The organism is Nitrospirota bacterium (genome assembly GCA_035516965.1).
Lineage (GTDB): Bacteria > Nitrospirota > UBA9217 > UBA9217 > UBA9217 > MHEA01.
In genome coordinates this window covers 21,305-40,214 of record DATIZR010000116.1, presented here as the reverse complement: position 1 = coordinate 40,214, position 18,910 = coordinate 21,305, and the positions used below count along the sequence as shown (strand labels likewise).

At 61.5% G+C, this 18,910-nt stretch carries 15 protein-coding genes; 14 read left to right on the top strand and 1 reads right to left on the bottom strand.

What is annotated here, in order from left to right; translation table 11 throughout:
- Positions 1–52: 52 nt before the first annotated feature.
- A complete protein-coding gene (gene uvrA / locus VL197_16655; GenBank protein HUJ19619.1) occupies positions 53–2,860 on the bottom strand; it encodes an excinuclease ABC subunit UvrA in 2,808 nt (935 codons plus the stop codon).
- A gap of 255 nt (positions 2,861–3,115) precedes the next feature.
- Between uvrA and VL197_16650 the strand changes: the two genes are divergently transcribed.
- The 14 genes from VL197_16650 to VL197_16585 all read left to right on the top strand — a co-directional run bounded on the left by VL197_16650 (position 3,116) and on the right by VL197_16585 (position 18,879).
- The gene (locus tag VL197_16650; GenBank protein ID HUJ19618.1) at positions 3,116–3,970 is read left to right on the top strand and encodes an EAL domain-containing protein; all 855 of its coding nucleotides are present in this window, start codon (positions 3,116–3,118) and stop codon (positions 3,968–3,970) included.
- Between the two features lie 314 nt (positions 3,971–4,284).
- On the top strand, positions 4,285–5,130 hold the full coding sequence (locus VL197_16645) for a sulfide/dihydroorotate dehydrogenase-like FAD/NAD-binding protein (GenBank protein ID HUJ19617.1): 846 nt from the start codon (positions 4,285–4,287) through the stop codon (positions 5,128–5,130).
- Positions 5,131–5,293: 163 nt separating this feature from the next.
- Positions 5,294–6,715 (top strand): NADPH-dependent glutamate synthase, encoded by a 1,422-nt coding sequence (gltA, locus tag VL197_16640; protein ID HUJ19616.1) that lies wholly within the window; start codon positions 5,294–5,296, stop codon positions 6,713–6,715.
- 230 nt (positions 6,716–6,945) lie between these two features.
- Positions 6,946–7,371, top strand: a complete 426-nt coding sequence (locus VL197_16635) for an ATP synthase F0 subunit B (protein ID HUJ19615.1) — start codon at positions 6,946–6,948, stop codon at positions 7,369–7,371.
- Between the two features lie 42 nt (positions 7,372–7,413).
- Complete coding sequence (locus VL197_16630) at positions 7,414–8,001, top strand: ATP synthase F0 subunit B (GenBank protein HUJ19614.1); 588 nt, start codon at positions 7,414–7,416, stop codon at positions 7,999–8,001.
- Complete coding sequence (gene atpH, locus VL197_16625; GenBank protein ID HUJ19613.1) at positions 7,998–8,534, top strand: ATP synthase F1 subunit delta; 537 nt, start codon at positions 7,998–8,000, stop codon at positions 8,532–8,534. The genes VL197_16630 and atpH overlap by 4 nt, the downstream gene beginning before the upstream one ends.
- Before the next feature lie 87 nt (positions 8,535–8,621).
- Positions 8,622–10,130, top strand: a complete 1,509-nt coding sequence (gene atpA, locus VL197_16620; protein ID HUJ19612.1) for a F0F1 ATP synthase subunit alpha — start codon at positions 8,622–8,624, stop codon at positions 10,128–10,130.
- Positions 10,131–10,189: 59 nt separating this feature from the next.
- On the top strand, positions 10,190–11,056 hold the full coding sequence (gene atpG / locus VL197_16615) for an ATP synthase F1 subunit gamma (protein ID HUJ19611.1): 867 nt from the start codon (positions 10,190–10,192) through the stop codon (positions 11,054–11,056).
- Positions 11,057–11,114: 58 nt separating this feature from the next.
- Entirely contained in the window at positions 11,115–12,536 is a 1,422-nt protein-coding gene (gene atpD / locus VL197_16610; protein ID HUJ19610.1) for a F0F1 ATP synthase subunit beta, read from the top strand.
- Between the two features lie 63 nt (positions 12,537–12,599).
- Positions 12,600–13,025 carry a F0F1 ATP synthase subunit epsilon gene (locus tag VL197_16605; GenBank protein ID HUJ19609.1) on the top strand — a complete coding sequence of 142 codons (426 nt, stop codon included), beginning with the start codon at positions 12,600–12,602 and terminating at the stop codon, positions 13,023–13,025.
- Positions 13,026–13,216: 191 nt separating this feature from the next.
- The gene (locus VL197_16600) at positions 13,217–13,981 is read left to right on the top strand and encodes a DNA-binding protein (GenBank protein HUJ19608.1); all 765 of its coding nucleotides are present in this window, start codon (positions 13,217–13,219) and stop codon (positions 13,979–13,981) included.
- A gap of 243 nt (positions 13,982–14,224) precedes the next feature.
- The gene (locus tag VL197_16595) at positions 14,225–16,012 is read left to right on the top strand and encodes a phosphoenolpyruvate carboxykinase (GTP) (protein ID HUJ19607.1); all 1,788 of its coding nucleotides are present in this window, start codon (positions 14,225–14,227) and stop codon (positions 16,010–16,012) included.
- 175 nt (positions 16,013–16,187) lie between these two features.
- Positions 16,188–17,945, top strand: a complete 1,758-nt coding sequence (locus VL197_16590) for a hypothetical protein (GenBank protein ID HUJ19606.1) — start codon at positions 16,188–16,190, stop codon at positions 17,943–17,945.
- 115 nt (positions 17,946–18,060) lie between these two features.
- Positions 18,061–18,879 carry an alpha/beta fold hydrolase gene (locus tag VL197_16585; protein HUJ19605.1) on the top strand — a complete coding sequence of 273 codons (819 nt, stop codon included), beginning with the start codon at positions 18,061–18,063 and terminating at the stop codon, positions 18,877–18,879.
- Positions 18,880–18,910: the final 31 nt, after the last annotated feature.

The following is an 18,910-nucleotide window of genomic DNA, read 5'->3' as shown; positions in this document are numbered from 1 at the left end:
ATAGGGAAGCTTAAAAAATGAAAAGGGGAAAATAACCGCTCGATTGCCGAGCTCAGTTCTTCAATATTCTTTTCAGAAACTGCCCCGTGTAGGATTCCTTCACCTTCGCAACGTCCTCGGGCGTCGCCTGGGCCACGATCGTGCCGCCCCGGTCGCCCCCTTCGGGGCCGAGGTCTATGATCCAGTCCGCGGTCTTGATCACATCCAGGTTGTGTTCGATCACGACAACCGTGTTGCCCGTATCCACGAGCTGGTTCAGCATGTCGAGCAGCTTCTGGGTGTCCGCGAAGTGCAGGCCCGTCGTGGGTTCGTCCAGGATGTAGAGCGTCCGGCCGGTGGCGCGCCGCGAAAGCTCCTTCGAGAGCTTGACGCGCTGGGACTCGCCGCCCGAGAGCGTGGTCGCCGACTGGCCCAGGGTGATGTACCCGAGTCCCACGTCGAGGAGCGTCTGGAGCTTGGATTTGACGGCCGGAACGTTCTGGAAGAAATCATGGGCCTGCTCCACGGTCATGGCCAGCACATCGGCAATGTTCTTCCCCTTGTACCGGACGTCCAAGGTCTCGCGGTTGTAGCGGCTGCCGTGGCACACGTCGCAGGTCACGTATACATCGGGCAGGAAATGCATCTCGATCTTGATCAGGCCGTCGCCTTCGCAGGCCTCGCACCGGCCGCCCTTCACGTTGAAGCTGTACCGGCCCGGCTTGTAGCCGCGCATGCGCGACTCCGGGAGCTGCGCGAAGAGGTCGCGGACCGGGCCGAAGACGCCCGTGTAGGTGGCTGGGTTCGAGCGGGGCGTCCTGCCGATGGGCGACTGGTCGATGTCGATCACCTTGTCGATGTGCTCCAGCCCCCGGATGTCCTTGTGTGCGCCCGCCCGCTCCGTGGAGCGGTAGAGCCGCTGGGCGAGGGCACGGTAGAGGATGTCGACGACGAGCGTGCTCTTTCCGGACCCGGACACGCCGGTGACGCAGGTGAACAGGCCGAGTGGAAACGGCACCGTGATGTTCTTCAGGTTGTTCTCGCTCGCGTTCACGACGGTGACGGCCCGCTCGGAGCGCCTCCGCGCTTTCGGCACGGTGATGAAGGCCTGGCCCGAGAGGTATTGGCCGGTGAGCGACTGGGGCACCTGCTGGATCTCCTCGGGCGTGCCCTTTGCGACGATCTCGCCGCCGTGCACGCCCGCACCCGGCCCCATGTCGATCACGTGGTCGGCCGACCGGATGGTCTCCTCGTCGTGCTCTACCACGAGTACCGTGTTTCCCAGGTCGCGCAGCCGGAAGAGCGTGTCCAGGAGCCTGCGGTTGTCCCGCTGGTGCAGGCCGATGGAGGGCTCGTCCAGGATATAGAGCACGCCCACGAGGGAAGAACCGATCTGGGTCGCGAGCCGGATGCGCTGTCCCTCGCCTCCGGAGAGCGTGGCCGACCCCCGGTCCAGGGTGAGGTAGTCGAGTCCCACGTGCACCATGAACCCGAGCCGCTCCCGGATCTCCTTCAGGATCCGCTGCGCGATGACGGTCTCCCGGGGGTTGAGCGACAGGTCGGAAAAGAACGCCAGCGCCTGCTTGATGCTCATGCGCGTGACGTCATGGATGTTCAGGTCCGCCACCTTGATGGCGAGCGATTCCCTGCGCAGGCGGCTGCCCGTGCAGTCGGGGCAGGTCTGGTAGCTCATGTACTGCTCGAGCTCCCACTGGGTCGCGAAGGAGTCGGTCTCGTCGTAGCGGCTCCTGAGGTTCGCAAGGATGCCCTCAAAGGGTTTGCATGTGGCCTCTTTGCCGCCCCGGCCCGGCGTTTTTGCCCCGTTCTCCGTTGTGCCATGGAGCAGCATCTTCTGCTGCGCCTGCTTCAGCTCCTTGAAGGGTGTATTCACATCGAAGCCGCAGTTGCGGGCGACCGAGTCGAGCATCTGGAAATACTGGAACGACGTTCGCTTGGCCCAGGGCTTGATCGCGCCTTCGCGGAGCGAGAGGTTGGGGTTGGGAACGATGAGGCCGGGGTCGAATTCGAGCAGGCCCCCGAGCCCGTCGCAGGTGGGGCAGGCGCCCTGGGGGCTGTTGAAGGAGAAGATCTGGGGCGTCAACTCGGGATAGCTGATGCCGTCCACGATGCAGGCAAGCTTTTCGCTGTAGAGCAGGTCCCTTTTCTCGTCCACGAGGTTGACGAGCACGATACCCTCGGCCTGGCGGAGCGCGGTCTCAATGGACTCGGCCAGCCGCCTTTCAATGCCGGGCTTCACAACGAGGCGGTCGATGATGATCTCGATGTCGTGCTTCTTCTTCTTGTCCATCGGAACCGGTTCGTTCAGGTCCCTGAGCGCGCCGTCCACGCGGGCGCGTACATAGCCCGATGCCGCGGCGGCCATGAGCTCCTTCTTGTACTCGCCTTTCCTGCCGCGCACAATAGGCGCAAGCACCTGGATGCGCGTGTCCCTGGGGAGCGCCATGACCGCGTCGGTGATCTGCTGCACGGTCTGGGCAGCGATCTCCCTGCCGCACTTGTAGCAGTAGGGACGGCCGATCCGGGCGAAGAGCAGGCGGAGATAGTCGTACACCTCGGTCACGGTCCCGACGGTGGACCGGGGGTTCTTGCTCGTCGTCTTCTGTTCGATGGCGATGGCCGGAGAGAGTCCGTCGATGGAATCCACGTCCGGCTTGTCCATCTGGCCCAGGAACTGGCGGGCGTAGGCGGACAGGCTTTCCACATACCTCCGCTGGCCTTCCGCATAGATCGTGTCGAAGGCGAGCGACGATTTCCCGGAGCCGGACAGGCCGGTGATCACGACGAGCCGGTCCCTCGGGATCTCGAGGTCGATGTTCTTGAGGTTGTGCTGGCGGCAGCCTTTAAGGATGATCTTGTCCATAGCGGTGAGAAAACGACATATTACCACCACATCGAGCGGGAGTAAAGGCCTTTGTATGACAGCGGGTCACGTTTCAAGCCTATGCCGCCAAGGTATTTTTGGGGTATGGACAGGTCGCCCGCCTGTGCAATATTGCGCAATTTTTTTGTCGTTCCTCTCGGATCACAGCACCGTCGCCCGCACTCTTCGGTGAACGTAGGCCATGCTTTTTCCCGAAGACAATCAGGGTTTTCAGGCTGTTTATCCGATAAAGAAATGAAGGTCCTGATTCCCGACAAGGTCATTGGAGAGGCGCGGTTCACCAGCTATGTGGTATTCGAGCCGGGCATGCATGCGCATGCACTCAAGCGGCTGTATCTGGAGACCGATCTCCGGAGGGCGGTGGAGCGCGGGGAATTCGTGGTGTTCTATCAGCCCATCCTCTCGCTCGTGACGAACAGTCTCGCCGGGTTCGAGGCACTGGTCCGCTGGCAGCACCCGGAGCGCGGCCTGATTGCTCCCGGCGATTTCATCCCCATGGCCGAAGAGACGGGGATGATCGTGTCCATCGACCGCCTGGTGCTCCGGGAGTCGTGCCGGCAGATGCAGGAGTGGCAGGCCCGGTTCCCGCGAGGCCATCGCCTGTTCGTCAGCATCAACCTGTCGAACAAGCAGATGGTCCAGCCGGACCTGGTGGGATTCGAGCTTCAGGCTCGCGGGCCGTATGCCCGTGTCGGCGAGGACGCCCGACACGAGATCACGGAAAACGTCATCATAGAAACTCCCGAAGAGACGATCGCCATCCTTGCCCAGCTGAAGTCGCTGGGGGTCCAGCTGTACATCGATGACTTCGGGACCGGCTATTCGCCGCTCAGCTACCTCCATCGCCTGCCGATCGACGGGCTCAAGATCGACCGCTCCTTCATCCAGGGAATGGGCGCAAACGGGGAGAACCAGCAGATCGTCAAAATGATCATGCTCCTTGCCCGGGACATGCATATCGGCGTTATCGCGGAAGGGCTGGAGACAGAAGACCAGGTGGCACAGGTCAAGGCTCTTCACTGCGGGTTCGGCCAGGGCTATCTCTTCTCACGGCCGATCGGCTGCGATCAGGCGGGCGGCATGATCTGAGGGGACCCGGAGACCACGACCGTCTGATCCCATGAGGAATCAAACCATATGTTATCATGGTGCGGGAGACGGGCCGTCCGCAGCGTCACCTTGGCAAGCGTCCCCCGGATACCCGCCTTGTGCACAGTTACTTGCCTTCATAACTCTAGAGATTTTTTTATTCCATTGATTTTAAAAAAGTGGTAAGGTGTCACGCGAAGTTAGCGGAAGTCCGCCTTGTTTCAATGGCTAGTCCTTGACGCTGTTTACGTCCGGGCTTGCATGTCTGCTTCTGATCCGGCTCCTTTAACTCCTTTCAAAGGAATGACACGATCTTGGCTAAGATAATCGAAAAAAAACTGCTCCGCACTCCTGACGTGTTCTACTACAAGATCGCCGCTCCGCTCATTTCGAAGAAGGCGCAGCCGGGCCAGTTCGTGATCATCAGGCTCCACGAGAGCGGTGAGCGCATCCCGCTTTCACTTGCCGACATCGATCCGCACGAAGGGACGATCAGCCTGATCGTGATGGCGGTCGGAAAGACCACGGCCGAGATGTCGAAGCTCCAGGCCGGAGACGATGTGCTCGATCTCTGCGGGCCGCTCGGCAATCCCACGCATATCGAACGGTTCGGCAAGGTCATACTCGTGGGAGGCGGTTTCGGAACTGCCCCCCTCTATCCCATCGCGCGTGCCTTCAAAGCCGCCGGCAACGAGGTCGTCTGCATTATGGGCGCCCGGTCGGCCGATCTGCTGATCTACGAGCAGGAGATGTCGCGGGTGAACGACCGCGTGATCGTGACGACCGATGACGGAAGCAGGGGGCTCAAGGGGCTGGTGACCATGGCCCTGAAGCAGGAACTGGAGAAGCGGGACACGGGTCTGGTGGTGGCCGTGGGCCCGGCGATCATGATGAAAAGCGTCGCGGAAACGACGAGGCCCTTCGGCGTCAAGACCGTGGTCAGCCTGAATCCGATCATGGTCGACGGGACCGGCATGTGCGGCGGCTGCCGGGTGACCGTGGGCAATGAGACGCTCTTCGCCTGCACGGACGGTCCGGAGTTCGACGGGCACCTCGTGGACTGGGACAGCCTGATGAACCGGCTGAAGAAGTACACGGCCGAGCAGAAGGAGTCCTTTGAATCGTGGCGCCAGCGCCACGCGGGCGCACTGTGCGAATAAGGGTCCGTTAACCACCAAATGTGCCAAGATCACACCCGCCTCGCGTCGCCACTCGTAAGCGCCGGGTTCGGGCGAAGGAAGGACCAGAGACCGTTCCCGAGCCGCTTGTTGCTTAGCAACGGCGGCCCTTATTTTCTTCATGGAGGAAGGTTTAACTGCCGTTATGAATTCTGAAGTCAAAAAACCCAAGAAGATCTCCCCGCGGAAAACCCCCATTCCCGAGCAGGACCCTTTGGTCAGGAAGACGAACTTTGAGGAGGTCTGCCTGGGTTACACGGACGAGCTGGCGCTGCAGGAGGCGGAGCGGTGCATTCAGTGCCGGGACCCGAAGTGCGTGGCCGGCTGTCCCGTCCATGTTCCGATCCCGCGGTTCATCAAGGCCGTGAGAGAGGGTGATCTGGACGGAGCCAGCGCCATCATCCGGGAGTCCAACCTGCTGCCGGCGGTCTGCGGACGGGTCTGTCCGCAGGAGAGCCAGTGCGAAAAGAACTGCACGTTGGCAAAGAAAATGGACCCCGTGGGCATCGGCAGGCTCGAGCGGTTCGTGGCGGACCGCGAAATGCGGAACAACGGCTCGAAGCCTCTTGCCCCGGTTCCTCCCACGGGCAGGAAGGTCGCTATTGTCGGGAGCGGCCCGTCGGGCCTTGCGTGCGCCTATGACCTCGCCCGGCTCGGCCATGCGGTCACTATTTTCGAGGCGTTCCATGAGGCGGGAGGCGTTCTCGTCTACGGCATTCCCGAGTTCCGCCTTCCCAAGAAGATCGTTGCCCGCGAGATCGACTCCCTGAAACGCGTGGGGGTGACGATCCAGACCAATGCCGTGATCGGCAAGCTGATCAGCATCGACGAACTGCTGCAGGAGTTCGATGCCTGTTATATCGGCACGGGCGCAGGCCTGCCCCGGTTCATGGGGATCGAAGGCGAGAACCTGAACGGCGTCTACTCGGCCAACGAGTTTCTCACCCGGATCAACCTCATGCGCGCCTACCGCTTTCCGGAATACGACACCCCGGTCCGGCGGGGCGACCGCGTGGCTGTCGCGGGAGGCGGGAACGTGGCCATGGATGCCGCGCGTACCGCCCTTCGCCTGGGCGCGAGAGAGGTCGTGATGATCTACCGCCGCTCGCTGGCCGAACTTCCCGCCCGGCAGGAGGAAGTGCACCACGCCCAGGAGGAAGGCATCCGCTTCGAGCTCTGCACGAACCCGGTCCGGATCATCGGCGAGCAGGGCGACGTGACGGCCATCGAGTGCGTCCGGATGGACCTCTGCGAGCTCGATGAGTCCGGGAGGCGGACCCCGAAGCCGGTTCCCGGTTCCGAGTTCCGCATCCCCGTGGATGTCGTGATCATCGCCGTCGGGACCGGCGCGAACCCGCTCATCGCCCAAAGCACCAGGGACCTCTCGGTCACGAAAAGAAAGTACATCGTGGCCGATGAGGAGACCGGCCGGACCAGCAGGGAGGGTGTCTACGCCGGAGGCGACATCGTGACCGGATCGGCCACGGTCATCTCCGCGATGGGCGCCGGACGAAGGGCGGCAAAGGCCATGCACGCCTATCTGATGCAGAAACATTCCCGGCGGTAGCGGCCGCCCTTTTCCCTTCATGCGCCGGTAGGAATTCTCCCGCGCAGGCGCTGTTTTGCGCCTCTCTTCCGCGGCAATGCATCCCCTTTTCATTCTATAATCAAAATCATTCCCTCCATTTATATTATTTATAGCTAAAATTATTGACAAGGGTTTTTCATTATGATAGTTTTTTTTGGATTTATCGTGCCACCAGATGTTTCTCTGCAGCGGAGGAGAGGCGCTTCACCATGATTGATATCAACGTCTCGGTCCTGTACCAGCTCGCCAACTTCATCGTCCTGCTCATCGTGCTCAACTACATACTGTTCAGGCCGATCCGGCAAGTCATGCTGGACCGCGAGCAGGGTATCAGTTCCGCGCTCGGCGAAGCCAAGTCGGCGCAGGACCGCATGCAGAACCTCCTCGAACAGTACAACGCCTCCCTCGCCGAAGCCAAGCAGAAGGCGGCAGCTACCTTCAACGCCATCTACCAGCAGGGGCTCGACGCCCAGCGTGATATGATCGCCGCCGAGCGCACGAAGGCCGGTGAGATGCTGGACAAGGCGCGCGCCGATGTCGCGGCGGCGGCCGAGAGCGCCCGGGGCGAGCTCAAGAGGGAAGCAGAGCGACTGTCGCAGGAAATTACCTCCAAGCTGCTCGGAAGGGCGGTATAGTCCGGAGGACCGACACCAGAGGTCAAACTGGATCGCTAAACCATGATGATACCCAACAAACTCAAACAGCTTCTTTTCTGCCTGACAATAACCCTGACCGCGGCGTTTGCGTTCGCCGAAGAGGCCGCTGAAGGCGGCCATGAACAGATCACCTTTCTTGGCGACTGGCTTCCTCGTCTGGTCAATTTTGGCATCATCGCTGGCGTGGTCGTCTATTTCATGCGGAAGCCGGTCCGGGACTTCTTCAAGAACCGCTCCCTCGAGATCGCCAAGGCCATCCAGGAATCCAAGGAGGCCCGCGAGCGCTCAACGGCGGCGCTGGCCGAGATGGAGCGAAAGGTCAAGGACCTTGAGGCAGAGACGAGCCGGCTGCTCGAGGATGCCAGGTCCCGCGCCGAGAAGGACAAACAGGCGCTGATCGACGAGGGCAGGAAAATGGTTTCCGACATCGATGCCCAGGTGAAGCAGGGCGTCGACCTGGAAGTCCAGAAGGCGAAGACCGCGTTGCAGGCCGAGGCGTCGATGCTGGCCGTCGACCTCTCGGAAAAGAGCATCAAGGAAAAGATCGGTCCCCAGGACCATGAGCGCATCGTGAAGGAGTATATCACCAAGGTGGGAGGCAGGGGATGATCAGGACCATCGCGAAGCGGTATGCCAAGGCCCTGGTGGAACTGAGCGAGGAGAAAAAATCCGTCGACAAGACCAGGGATGATCTAAGCTCGTTCATCGCGGCGGTGGAATCCGCGCCTTCGATCCAGAAGCTCTTTTCAAGTCCGGTCTTCACGCCCGAGGACAAGAAGGCGGTCATCAGGGAACTCGCCGGGAAGCTGGGTATGCAGCAGACGACCCAGCGGTTCGTGGAGCACCTGGCAGAGACCGGCCGCATCCGGTACGTCAAGGACGTGCACGACGCGTTCCTGGCGCTGCTCTCCGACCGTCAGAACCGGGCCAGCGTGGAGCTGACCACGGCGGCCGCCGTCAGCCCGGCGGAGCTGGCGGACATCAAGAAGAAGCTCGAGGCCATGACCGGCAAGCAGGTGGACATCCAGGCCAGGGTCGACGGATCTCTGATCGGCGGGGCAAAGGCCCGGATCGGGAGCATGATCTACGACGGCACCATCAGCAACCAATTGAACAAGATGCGCGAGCAGCTGGCGAAGTAAATCAAGACAGAAAACAGCCTGTCAGAACACTGACGAGGGCTGTTCCTGCCCATATGCTGTTTGTTATCCGATCAAAGGAGTTAACCGATGCAGATCAAAGCACAGGAAATCAGCGAGATCATCAAAAAGAAGATCTCCAGCTTCGAGAAGAGCGTCGAGGTCGCCGAGGTCGGGACCGTGATCACCGTCGGTGACGGTATCGCCAAGGTCTTCGGCCTCGATAACGTCATGTCAGGCGAGCTCCTGGAATTCCCGGGCGGCGTCATGGGCATGGCGCTCAACCTCGAGGAGGAGAACGTGGGCGCGGTGCTCATGGGCGACGATTCCCGGATCCGCGAAGGCGACATCGTGAAGCGCACGAAGAGGATCGCCGAGGTCCCCGTGGGCGACGCCATCGTGGGCCGCGTGGTGGACGGCATCGGTCAGCCCATCGACGGCAAGGGCCCCATCGTTTCCAAGGAGTTTCGCCATATCGAAGTCATCGCGCCGGGCATCGTCAAGCGCCAGTCGGTACGCGAGTCGCTCCAGACGGGGCTCAAGGCCGTGGACGCCATGATCCCGATCGGCCGCGGCCAGCGCGAGCTCATCATCGGCGACCGCCAGACCGGGAAGACCGCCGTTGCCATCGACACCATCATCAACCAGAAGGGCCAGAACGTCATCTGCATCTACGTGGCCATCGGGCAGAAGCGCTCCACGGTCGCGCAGGTCGTGAAAACCCTCTCTGAACACGGCGCCATGGACTACACCATCATCGTGTCGGCCACGGCGTCCGACCCCGCGCCTCTCCAGTTCATCGCTCCCTACACGGGCGCCACCATCGGCGAATACTTCCGCGACAAAGGCGGCCACGCCCTGATCGTGTATGACGACTTGTCGAAGCAGGCAACGGCCTATCGCCAGCTTTCGCTGCTCCTCCGCAGGCCCCCGGGACGCGAGGCGTACCCCGGCGATGTGTTCTATCTCCATTCCCGCTTGCTTGAGCGCGCGGCGAAATTGTCCGACAAACTGGGCGGCGGATCGCTCACCGCGCTCCCGATCATCGAGACCCAGGCGGGCGACGTGTCCGCTTACATCCCGACGAACGTGATATCCATCACCGACGGACAGATATTCCTCGAATCCGACCTGTTCTACTCGGGCGTGCGGCCGGCCATCAACGTCGGTATTTCCGTGTCGCGCGTGGGCGGCAGCGCCCAGATCAAGGCCATGAAGCAGGTGGCCGGCACGCTCCGCCTTGACCTCGCGCAGTACCGCGAACTCGCGGCATTTGCCCAGTTCGGAAGCGACCTCGACAAGGCCACGCTCGCCCAGTTGAACCGCGGTCAGCGCATGGTCGAACTCCTGAAGCAGGACCAGTACTCGCCACTTCCGGTCGAGCAGCAGATCCTCGTGATCTTCGCGGGGACCAACGGTTATGTGGATGAAGTGCCGGTGAATGCCGTGAAAAAGTTCGAGGCTGAACTCCTGAGGTTTGCGGTAAGCAAGCACCAGGCGCTGCTTTCCGACATCAAGAGCAAAAAACAGATCGATGACGACCTCAAGACGCGCATCAAGAGCGCCATCGAAGAGTTCAAGAAGACGTTTACGGCATAGAAGCAGCGCAGGGTGCAATCCACATTTTTCCGTTTGCATTTTGCGATTGAGGGGTATCAATGCCCAGCTTACGAGACATCAAAAGAAAGATCACGAGCGTCAAAAAGACGCAGCAGATCACCAAGGCCATGAAGATGGTGGCTGCGGCGAAGTTGCGACGCGCCCAGGACCGGGTGATCGCGGCCAGGCCGTACTCCCGCAAGATGCTCGCCGTGATCGCCAACTTGGCCGGACGCGTCGAGCGGGCGCAGCATCCGCTCCTGGCCAAGCGGGAACCGAAAAAGGTCAAACTCGTGGTGCTCACTTCGGACCGCGGGTTGTGCGGGGCATACAACACCAATATCCTGCGTAAAGCCGTCGAGGCGACCAAACAGTTCAAGGCCGAGGGCAAGGAAGTGTCGATCAATGTCGTGGGGAGGAAGGGAAGAGACTTTTTCCGCAAACGTTCGGCGTACACGCTCGGGAAGGTGTGGTCAGACCTCGGCACGATCGATTATGACAAGGCCGCCGACGTGGGCAGGAACATCGTCGAGCGGTTCTCCGCCGCGGATACCGATGAAGTCTATCTCCTCTACAACGAGTTCAAGAGCGTGATCCAGCAGAAGGTGACGCTCGAGAAGCTCCTGCCCGTCGAGCCGCCCGCGGAATCGGACCCCTTCATGGCTGCAGTCGATTATCTGTACGAGCCGAACCCGGAGGCGATCCTGAGTTCGATCCTGCCCAAGCACATCGAGGTGCAGGTGTACCGTGCCATGCTCGAAAGCCAGGCGAGCGAGATGGGCGCCCGCATGACGGCCATGGACTCGGCCACGCGGAACGCCAAGGATATGATCGAACGGCTGACGCTCAAGTTCAACAAGCAGCGGCAGGCGGCGATCACCAAGGAGATCTCGGAGATCGTGGGCGGCGCGGAAGCGTTGAAATAAGTCAATCATTCATTGCGAATTATTCATTCGTAATTGTTTCTCAACAGGGGGTTATGAAATGAGCACTGGAAAAATCGTACAGGTCATGGGCGCGGTGGTGGACTGCGAGTTCCCCGTCGGAAGCCTTCCCCAACTCATGAACGCGCTCAGGATAGACCAGGCCGCGGACAAGGACCTCGGGACGCCCGAGACCCATCTCACGCTCGAGGTTGCGCTGCACCTCGGCGAGAACCGGGTACGTACGGTGGCCATGTCGTCCACCGACGGTCTCATGCGCGGCATGAAGGTCAACGACACCGGCAAGGCCATTTCCATGCCTGTGGGCAAGGAAGTGCTGGGCCGCATCATGAACGTGATCGGAGAGCCCGTGGATGAACTGGGGCCGATCACCACCAAGGACACACTGCCCATCCACCGGTCCGCACCGATGCTCGAGGAACTGGACCCCTCGAAGGTGCTTTTCGAAACGGGCATCAAGGTTGTTGACCTTCTCGCTCCGTACACCAAAGGCGGCAAAACAGGACTCTTCGGCGGCGCGGGCGTGGGCAAGACCGTTTTGATCATGGAACTCATCAACAACGTGGCCAAGCAGCATGGCGGCTACTCCGTGTTCGCAGGCGTGGGCGAGCGTACCCGTGAGGGAAACGATCTTTGGGCCGAAATGAAGGAGTCGGGCGTTATCAACAGAACGGCTCTGGTCTACGGCCAGATGAACGAGCCGCCGGGAGCGAGGCTCCGCGTCGGTCTCTCGGCCCTGACCGTCGCCGAGTATTTCCGCGATACCATGGGACAGGACGTGCTCCTGTTCGTTGACAACATATTCCGGTTCACCCAGGCGGGTTCCGAAGTGTCGGCGCTCCTCGGCCGCATGCCGTCGGCCGTGGGTTATCAGCCGACCCTCGGTACTGAAATGGGCGCACTCCAGGAGCGCATCACCTCCACGAAAAAAGGGTCCATCACCTCGGTGCAGGCCATCTACGTTCCTGCCGACGATTTGACCGACCCGGCGCCGGCAACGGCGTTCGCGCACCTGGACGCCACAACGGTGCTTTCCCGTCAGATCGCAGAGCTCGGCATCTACCCCGCCGTGGACCCGCTCGATTCGACGTCCCGCATCATGGACCCCCATGTGGTCGGTGAAGAGCATTACGCCGTTGCGCAAAGGGTGCAGCTCGTGCTCCAGCGGTACAAAGAGCTCCAGGACATCATCGCGATCCTGGGTATGGATGAACTTTCCGACGAGGACAAGCTCGCCGTGTCCCGCGCCAGAAAGATCCAGCGCTTCCTGTCACAGCCCTTCCAGGTTGCCGAGGCCTTCACCGGCACGCCGGGCAAGTATGTGCCACTGAAGGAGACGATCAAGGGCTTCAAGGAAGTGGTGGACGGCAAGATGGATGACATCCCCGAGCAGGCCTTCTACATGGTCGGCCCCATCGAGGAAGTTTTCGAGAAAGCCGAGAAGCTCGGATATAAGCGGTAAGCGCTCCGGAAGGAGCTCCCCAGCAGGGTTTGCTCATTGAGTACCGAGGACGGGAAAAAGAAAATGGTCGCTGAAAAAGGAAAGATGCTCCTCGAGATCGTTGCGCCGAGCCGCCAGGTAGTCAGGTCGGAGCGTGTCGATGAAGTCATAGCGCCGGGCAGCGAGGGCGAGTTCGGGGTTCTGCCGGGCCACACGCCCTTCCTGACCACGCTCAAGATCGGCATGCTTTCCTACCGGGAGGGCGCGAACTGGCATCATCTGGCCGTCGATTGGGGATACGCGGAGGTCGGAGCGGACCGCGTCGTGATCCTGGCCGAGGGCGCCGACCGCGCCTCTGATATCGATCTCGCCGAGGAGCGGATCGCGAAGGAACGGGCCGAAAAGGCCCTGAGCGAGAAGCTTGAGCAGAAGGACTACGAGAAGGCCCGCGTCGACCTGCTCCGGGCCATGATCAGGATACAGGTCGCCGAACAGCACGGCCAAAAATAGCCGGAGCAGGCTCCGCATCAATCGAATTGTCCAGAAGGCAGACCCCGGTCTGCCTTCTGTTTTTTCTCCCCTGCCCGCCCCCTGCCAAATGGCTCTTGCATATTTGCCTGAAAAGCAGTACACTTCGTTCGCTGCATCATTTTGACATAATCCCCGCGGCCCGAACGGGTCCCGGTACAAGGGAGTTGATCATGAGAACCATTCCTGCTGTTGCTTTCGCAATCATTGTTACCCTGGCATCCGCCGCCGCACCGGCCAAGCCCGTGGACGCAGCGGCGCCCTCCCCCGGCACAGCGATGCCGTCCCCGTCGGAGCGGTCCGGTGAAGGTGCGCTTTCCGGCAAGGTTGTTGAGACCATGAACGCGGGCGGATACACCTATGTCTGCGTCCAGAAGAGCGGGAAAAAGACCTGGGTCGCCGTACCGGAGACGCAGGTGAAGGTCGGCGAGAATGTGACGTTCCAGCCCGGACAGGAGATGAAGGGTTTTACGAGCAAATCGCTCGGAAGGTCCTTCGACTCCATCATTTTTTCGGGCGGCATTGCGAACGAAGCATCGGCCGGCGACCAGGGTAAAACGGTCGACACGAACCACGGCGGAAGCAAGGCAGCCGTCGTCAAGACAACGGAGAAGATCAAGGTCGAAAAAGCCGAGGGCGCAAACGCGTACACGGTGGCAGAGATCTTCGCACAGAAGGCGAAGCTGGACCAGAAGACCGTGGTGGTCAGGGCCAAGGTGGTGAAGGTCTCGGCGAACATCATGGGGAAAAACTGGATCCATCTGCAGGACGGCACCGGCGACGCGTCCAAGGGAACCAACGATCTCGTTGCCACATCCGATGACCGGCCTGAAGTGGGGGTCGTGGTCACGGCGAAGGGAACGGTTGCTAAGGACAAGGACTTCGGTGCCGGATACAAGTACACCGTGATCATGGAGAAGACCAGTATCCAGAAGTGATGCCGGACAGAAGCACAGAGCACTTTCAGAAGCCCCGTGCCCGGCACGGGGCTTTTTTTATCGGACGGCAGGGGATGGGCGACGGGCCGACGCCCGCCGTCGGAGTTTACTTTTGCCGTTGAATCGGGCATAATGATCGCACCGTCGGGGACGGGATGCGGGGGCATCATCAACCAGCGGACCCATTGCGGGCATCAGGCGGTTCACGGTTCGCCATCAGCGGGCATCACGAAGGAGATCGAGATGAAGAGTGGAACGAAGAATGCAAAATTGAACGCCTGGGTGAACGAGGTGGCGGACCTGTGCAAGCCCGACGCGCTCTACTGGTGCGACGGGTCGAAGGCGGAGTACGACCGGATGATGACGCTCATGCAGGAGCGAGGCATGGCGATCCCGCTCCCGAAGAGGCCGAACAGCCATCTCTTCCGCACCGACCCCAGCGATGTCGCACGCGTCGAAGACCGCACCTATATCAGCACGCGCTCGCAGGACGAGGCAGGCCCGACGAATAACTGGGTCAGGAGCGACGACCTCAAGAAGACCATGCTCGGCCTGTACCGCGGCTGCATGAGGGGCCGAACCCTGTACGTCATTCCGTTCTCCATGGGGCCCGTCGGTTCGCCCATCTCCAAGATCGGCGTGGAGATCACGGACAGCCCCTACGTGGTCTGCAACATGCACATCATGACCAGGGTCGGCGCGAAGGTGCTCGAGGTCCTCGGCGAACAGGGCGAGTTCATCCCCTGCCTCCACTCCATCGGCGCGCCGCTCGAGAAGGGACAGAAGGACTCCCTGTGGCCCTGCGCGCCCATCGAACAGAAGTACATCAGCCATTTTCCCGAGGAGAATCTGATCTGGTCCTACGGCTCGGGCTACGGCGGCAATGCCCTGCTCGGGAAGAAGTGCCTCGCCCTCCGGATCGCCTCGAACATCGCGAGGAAGGAAGGCTGGATGGCCGAGCACATGCTGATCCTGAGGCTCACCAGCCCCGCGGGCAGGCGCTATCACATCGCGGCGGCGTTCCCCTCGGCCTGCGGCAAGACGAACCTGGCCATGATGCAGCCTTCGCTCAAGGGCTGGAAATGCGAGTGCATCGGCGACGATATCGCCTGGATGAAGATCCGCGGCGACGGGAGGCTCCATGCCATCAATCCCGAGAGCGGCTTCTTCGGCGTGGCTCCCGGCACCTCCTACGACACGAACCCCATGGCCATGGACACGCTCAAGCGGGACGTCATCTTCACGAACTGCGCGCTCACGGACGACGGCGACGTTTGGTGGGAAGGCATGACCGAGAGTTCGCCTTTCCATACGATCGACTGGAAGGGACGCGACTGGACGCCCGCGAGCACGGAGGACGCGGCGCACCCGAACGCCCGCTTCACCGCGCCGGCGCGGCAGTGCCCGGTCATCTGCCCGGACTGGGAAGACCCCGAGGGCGTGCCCATCGACATCTTCATCTTCGGCGGCAGGAGGAGCAGCGTGGTTCCTCTCGTGTACGAGGCCGTGTCCTGGGACCACGGCGTGTTCCTGGGCGCCACGGCCGCCTCGGAGACGACTTCGGCGAACATCGGTGCGGTCGGCAACCTGCGGCGCGATCCCTTTGCCATGAAGCCCTTCTGCGGCTATCACATGGGTGACTATTTCCATCACTGGCTCAGCATGGGCGACCGGTTGGGGTCCAAGGCCCCGCGGATCTTCTATGTCAACTGGTTCCGCAAGAGCGGCGAGGGCAAGTTCCTCTGGCCTGGGTTCAGCGACAACAGCCGCGTGCTCAAGTGGATGTGCGAGCGCGTGGACGGCACGGCAGGGGCCAGGGAAACGCCGATCGGTCTCATGCCGAAGGAGGGAGACCTCGATCTCAGCGGTCTCTCGATCCCTGCGGGAAGCATGAAGGCCCTGATGGACGTGGACCTCTCAGCATGGAAGGCCGAGATCCCGGACATCGAGCAGCACTTTGCGGTGTTCGGGAACCGGCTGCCGGATCGGCTCAAGAAGCAGCTCGAGGAGATGAGGAAACGGCTTCGTTAGTCCGGCATGATCACCCGGGCGCCTGTTGACCGGAGGGCGCCGAGTCACCGATTTTCACGGGACCGAAGGGGCAGGGCCACGAATTTTTTACAGGGGTTTGTCCCCGCGTCCACCTGTGCTAAATTGTTAGCAGCAGCTATTTCTTCTCTTCGGGTCAGCACGTCGGAAGGTATCTATGGATCCTTCATCGGAACGGATTGCATCATCTCTGCGCACCGAAACACCCGCCCGGCAGAAAGCGCTCGTGAACGTACTGGGCGTGGTGTACCTCCATATGAAGACCGAGGACGGCGGCGACCTCTACCTCACCCGGTACGCCGAACCCCACCAGGAGCACCTCGACATCCAGAACTGGTACGAAGAAGACTGGTTCACGCAGAACCGCGTCAGGCTCCTGGGCACCAGCTCGGTGTACCGCGTCCCGACGCGTCCCGTGGCGGGGACGAGTCTCGACCTCGTGGTCAAGAACTGCCGCGTGGGCGAGGACGTCCCGATCAACACGCACACGCTTGAGGACTTTGTGAGCGCAGAATTCAACAGCCCCTGGGAGGAGTTCGCCCTGGTCATGGAGATGGCGGACAAGCAGGTCGGCCAGCGGCTCGAGTGGATCAGGGCGCAGCGGCCCCTGGCCATCTACGTGCCGCCCCAGCGGATGCAGCTCTGGCAGAGCGGACGGTCCCGGGCGAAGATCAACCGCATCCGCGCGCGCCATCCCGGCGTCGATCTCGACATTCTGAAACAGTACAAGCTCGTGTACGAATGGATCCGCGGCAAGAACCTCATCGAGATCTTCGAACACATCAAGCTCGAGCTCCCCGACATCGTGCACCACCTGCAGGCTATGCAGAAGAAGGCCTTCGACGACCTGAGCAAAAAAGGCTACCACATGGCCGACATGAAGCCGGAGCACGTCATTATCCATGAGGACGACTGCGAGCGCATCGAAGAGGCAGGCAGGCACAGGGGCCCCGACGCGGCACAGCAGCAGGTGGACGCCCTTTACCGGCTGCTGAACGGCGGGAACTATTCCGTGATCGACTACGAGCTGCTGTTCCGCACGCCCGAACACGAGGACCGGGTCAAGGCGTCGCGGCGCCACTCCTACCTGGATGACGTCCGCGACCGGCTCAAGCCGACGCCCCTCCCGCAGCACCTCTCGCGCACCGAGATCTTCGGCGTTCCCTACATCGCCGGCCACGCGGAAAGCACCGGCGGCCGCATGTGGGTCGTGGGGAGGAACGCGAGGCTCTTCGACTACTTCCTCCCCGAGCGCTGGCGCAAGACGCCGTCCCTCAGCCTGTCCGACACGAACGAGGTCTTCTACACGGTCACGAAGGACAACATCCACCTCGTCTGGAAGACCTCCCGCGTGGGCGAGTTCCCGGCAGATGCCAAATACAGCAGGGAGGAGGTAGAGAAGATCAGGCGCTTCGGGATCAACAGCCCCTTCGAGGAGTTCGCCCTCTCGCAGGCTCTGAACGCGCTGGGGGTCCATGCGGTCTATGTGCGCGCGGTCTACATGACGGGAAGCCTCAAGGTCGAACTGTCGAGCGATCCGCGGAAGTACCGGTCCCATGCGGAGATCGTCGACAGCGATGGCAATCCCGCCTTGGATGCGCAGCACAACTACATCACGATCCGCGGCTATTACAACGGCCCCGACGAATGGGTGTCAGAGCACGAGGAGACGTCGCTGCTCACGCCGATCGACCTGCAGCGCGCCGTCCGCAGGAACATCATCACAGAAGCGGAAAGCGCCGGCAATCTCGAAAAGGTCAAGGAGCGGCTGCGGGCGGTCGGCTATGACGGGTCGCTCCTGAAGGAGAACGACCTCCTGCTCGCCCTCGACTCGCGGGGGCAGGTCGTGAGAGAGAAGGATGGACAGCCGGACGTCATTATCTGCAATTTCGAGATCCTTTGGAAGACGGCCTAGCCGGGTCGGGAACGGCAGCGATAGAAGAAGATGCCTGGCGCGCTCCGTCTCCCAGGGGGAGGGGCTCTCCGGTGCGCGGCTCTCCCGGCGGTGCTCACGCATGAGAAGGTCGATCATGAAAAAAATCCTGCCGCTCCTGGCCGTCCTGCTGCTCTGCGGCTGCAACGCCCAAAGAACCATGCTCTATCATCCCAGCTCCCATATGCCTTCCCCGGCGGCGCTCGCTGCCGACCGCATCCAGTTCTGGCCGTCCGGCGGGAGCGGCTATCGGGGCTTCATCGGAACAGCCCCGATCGCGGCTGTCAAGGGTACGATCGTCGTCTTTCATGGCAATGCCGGGAACGCGGCCGACAGGGCGTACTACGTGAATCCCCTTTCCGTACTCGGGTACCGGGTGGTCCTCGCTGAATATCCGGGATACGGAGCGCGTGCGGGAAAACCGGGCGAAGCGTCATTTGTGAGTGACGCGCTTGAGACGGTGCGCCTGGCCTATGAACGCTACGGGAAACCTGTCTACCTGCTGGGCGAATCCCTAGGTTGCGGTGTCGCGGCTGCGGTCGCCGGGAATAAGCCTTCTCTCATCGACGGCATCCTGCTCATCACGCCCTGGGACACACTCCTGTCCGTTGCTCAGGAAAAATTCCCCTGGCTTCCCGTCCGGCTCATCGTGAGTGACGCCTATGACAGCGTCGGGAACCTTAAGGCCTACCAGGGGCGCATCGCGGTTGTCGGAGCCGAGAACGACAGGGTGATCCCGATACACCATGCGAGAGCACTCTATGACGCGCTGCCGGGACGCAAACGGATGTGGACGATCAAAGGAGCCGGACATAACGACTGGCTGGATGCTGTTGATCTTGTCTGGTGGCGGGAGATCATTGGTTTTGCAGCAGGGAGCAATGGGGGTGAAGCGGCAGGAGACAGGGCAGTATGACGGGAACATAGACGGGCGATGACCAGTAACG

Bases quoted from the DNA above. Each gene is read 5' to 3' on its own strand.
- VL197_16595 (HUJ19607.1), top strand. From the start codon at position 14,225: ATGAAGAGTGGAACGAAGAATGCAAAATTGAACGCCTGGGTGAACGAG.
- VL197_16585 (HUJ19605.1), top strand. From the start codon at position 18,061: ATGAAAAAAATCCTGCCGCTCCTGGCCGTCCTGCTGCTCTGCGGCTGC.
- gltA (HUJ19616.1), top strand. From the start codon at position 5,294: ATGAATTCTGAAGTCAAAAAACCCAAGAAGATCTCCCCGCGGAAAACC.
- VL197_16650 (HUJ19618.1), top strand. From the start codon at position 3,116: ATGAAGGTCCTGATTCCCGACAAGGTCATTGGAGAGGCGCGGTTCACC.
- VL197_16600 (HUJ19608.1), top strand. From the start codon at position 13,217: ATGAGAACCATTCCTGCTGTTGCTTTCGCAATCATTGTTACCCTGGCA.
- atpH (HUJ19613.1), top strand. From the start codon at position 7,998: ATGATCAGGACCATCGCGAAGCGGTATGCCAAGGCCCTGGTGGAACTG.
- VL197_16590 (HUJ19606.1), top strand. From the start codon at position 16,188: ATGGATCCTTCATCGGAACGGATTGCATCATCTCTGCGCACCGAAACA.
- uvrA (HUJ19619.1), bottom strand. From the start codon at position 2,860: ATGGACAAGATCATCCTTAAAGGCTGCCGCCAGCACAACCTCAAGAAC.
- VL197_16635 (HUJ19615.1), top strand. From the start codon at position 6,946: ATGATTGATATCAACGTCTCGGTCCTGTACCAGCTCGCCAACTTCATC.
- VL197_16605 (HUJ19609.1), top strand. From the start codon at position 12,600: ATGGTCGCTGAAAAAGGAAAGATGCTCCTCGAGATCGTTGCGCCGAGC.
- atpD (HUJ19610.1), top strand. From the start codon at position 11,115: ATGAGCACTGGAAAAATCGTACAGGTCATGGGCGCGGTGGTGGACTGC.
- atpG (HUJ19611.1), top strand. From the start codon at position 10,190: ATGCCCAGCTTACGAGACATCAAAAGAAAGATCACGAGCGTCAAAAAG.
- VL197_16630 (HUJ19614.1), top strand. From the start codon at position 7,414: ATGATGATACCCAACAAACTCAAACAGCTTCTTTTCTGCCTGACAATA.
- atpA (HUJ19612.1), top strand. From the start codon at position 8,622: ATGCAGATCAAAGCACAGGAAATCAGCGAGATCATCAAAAAGAAGATC.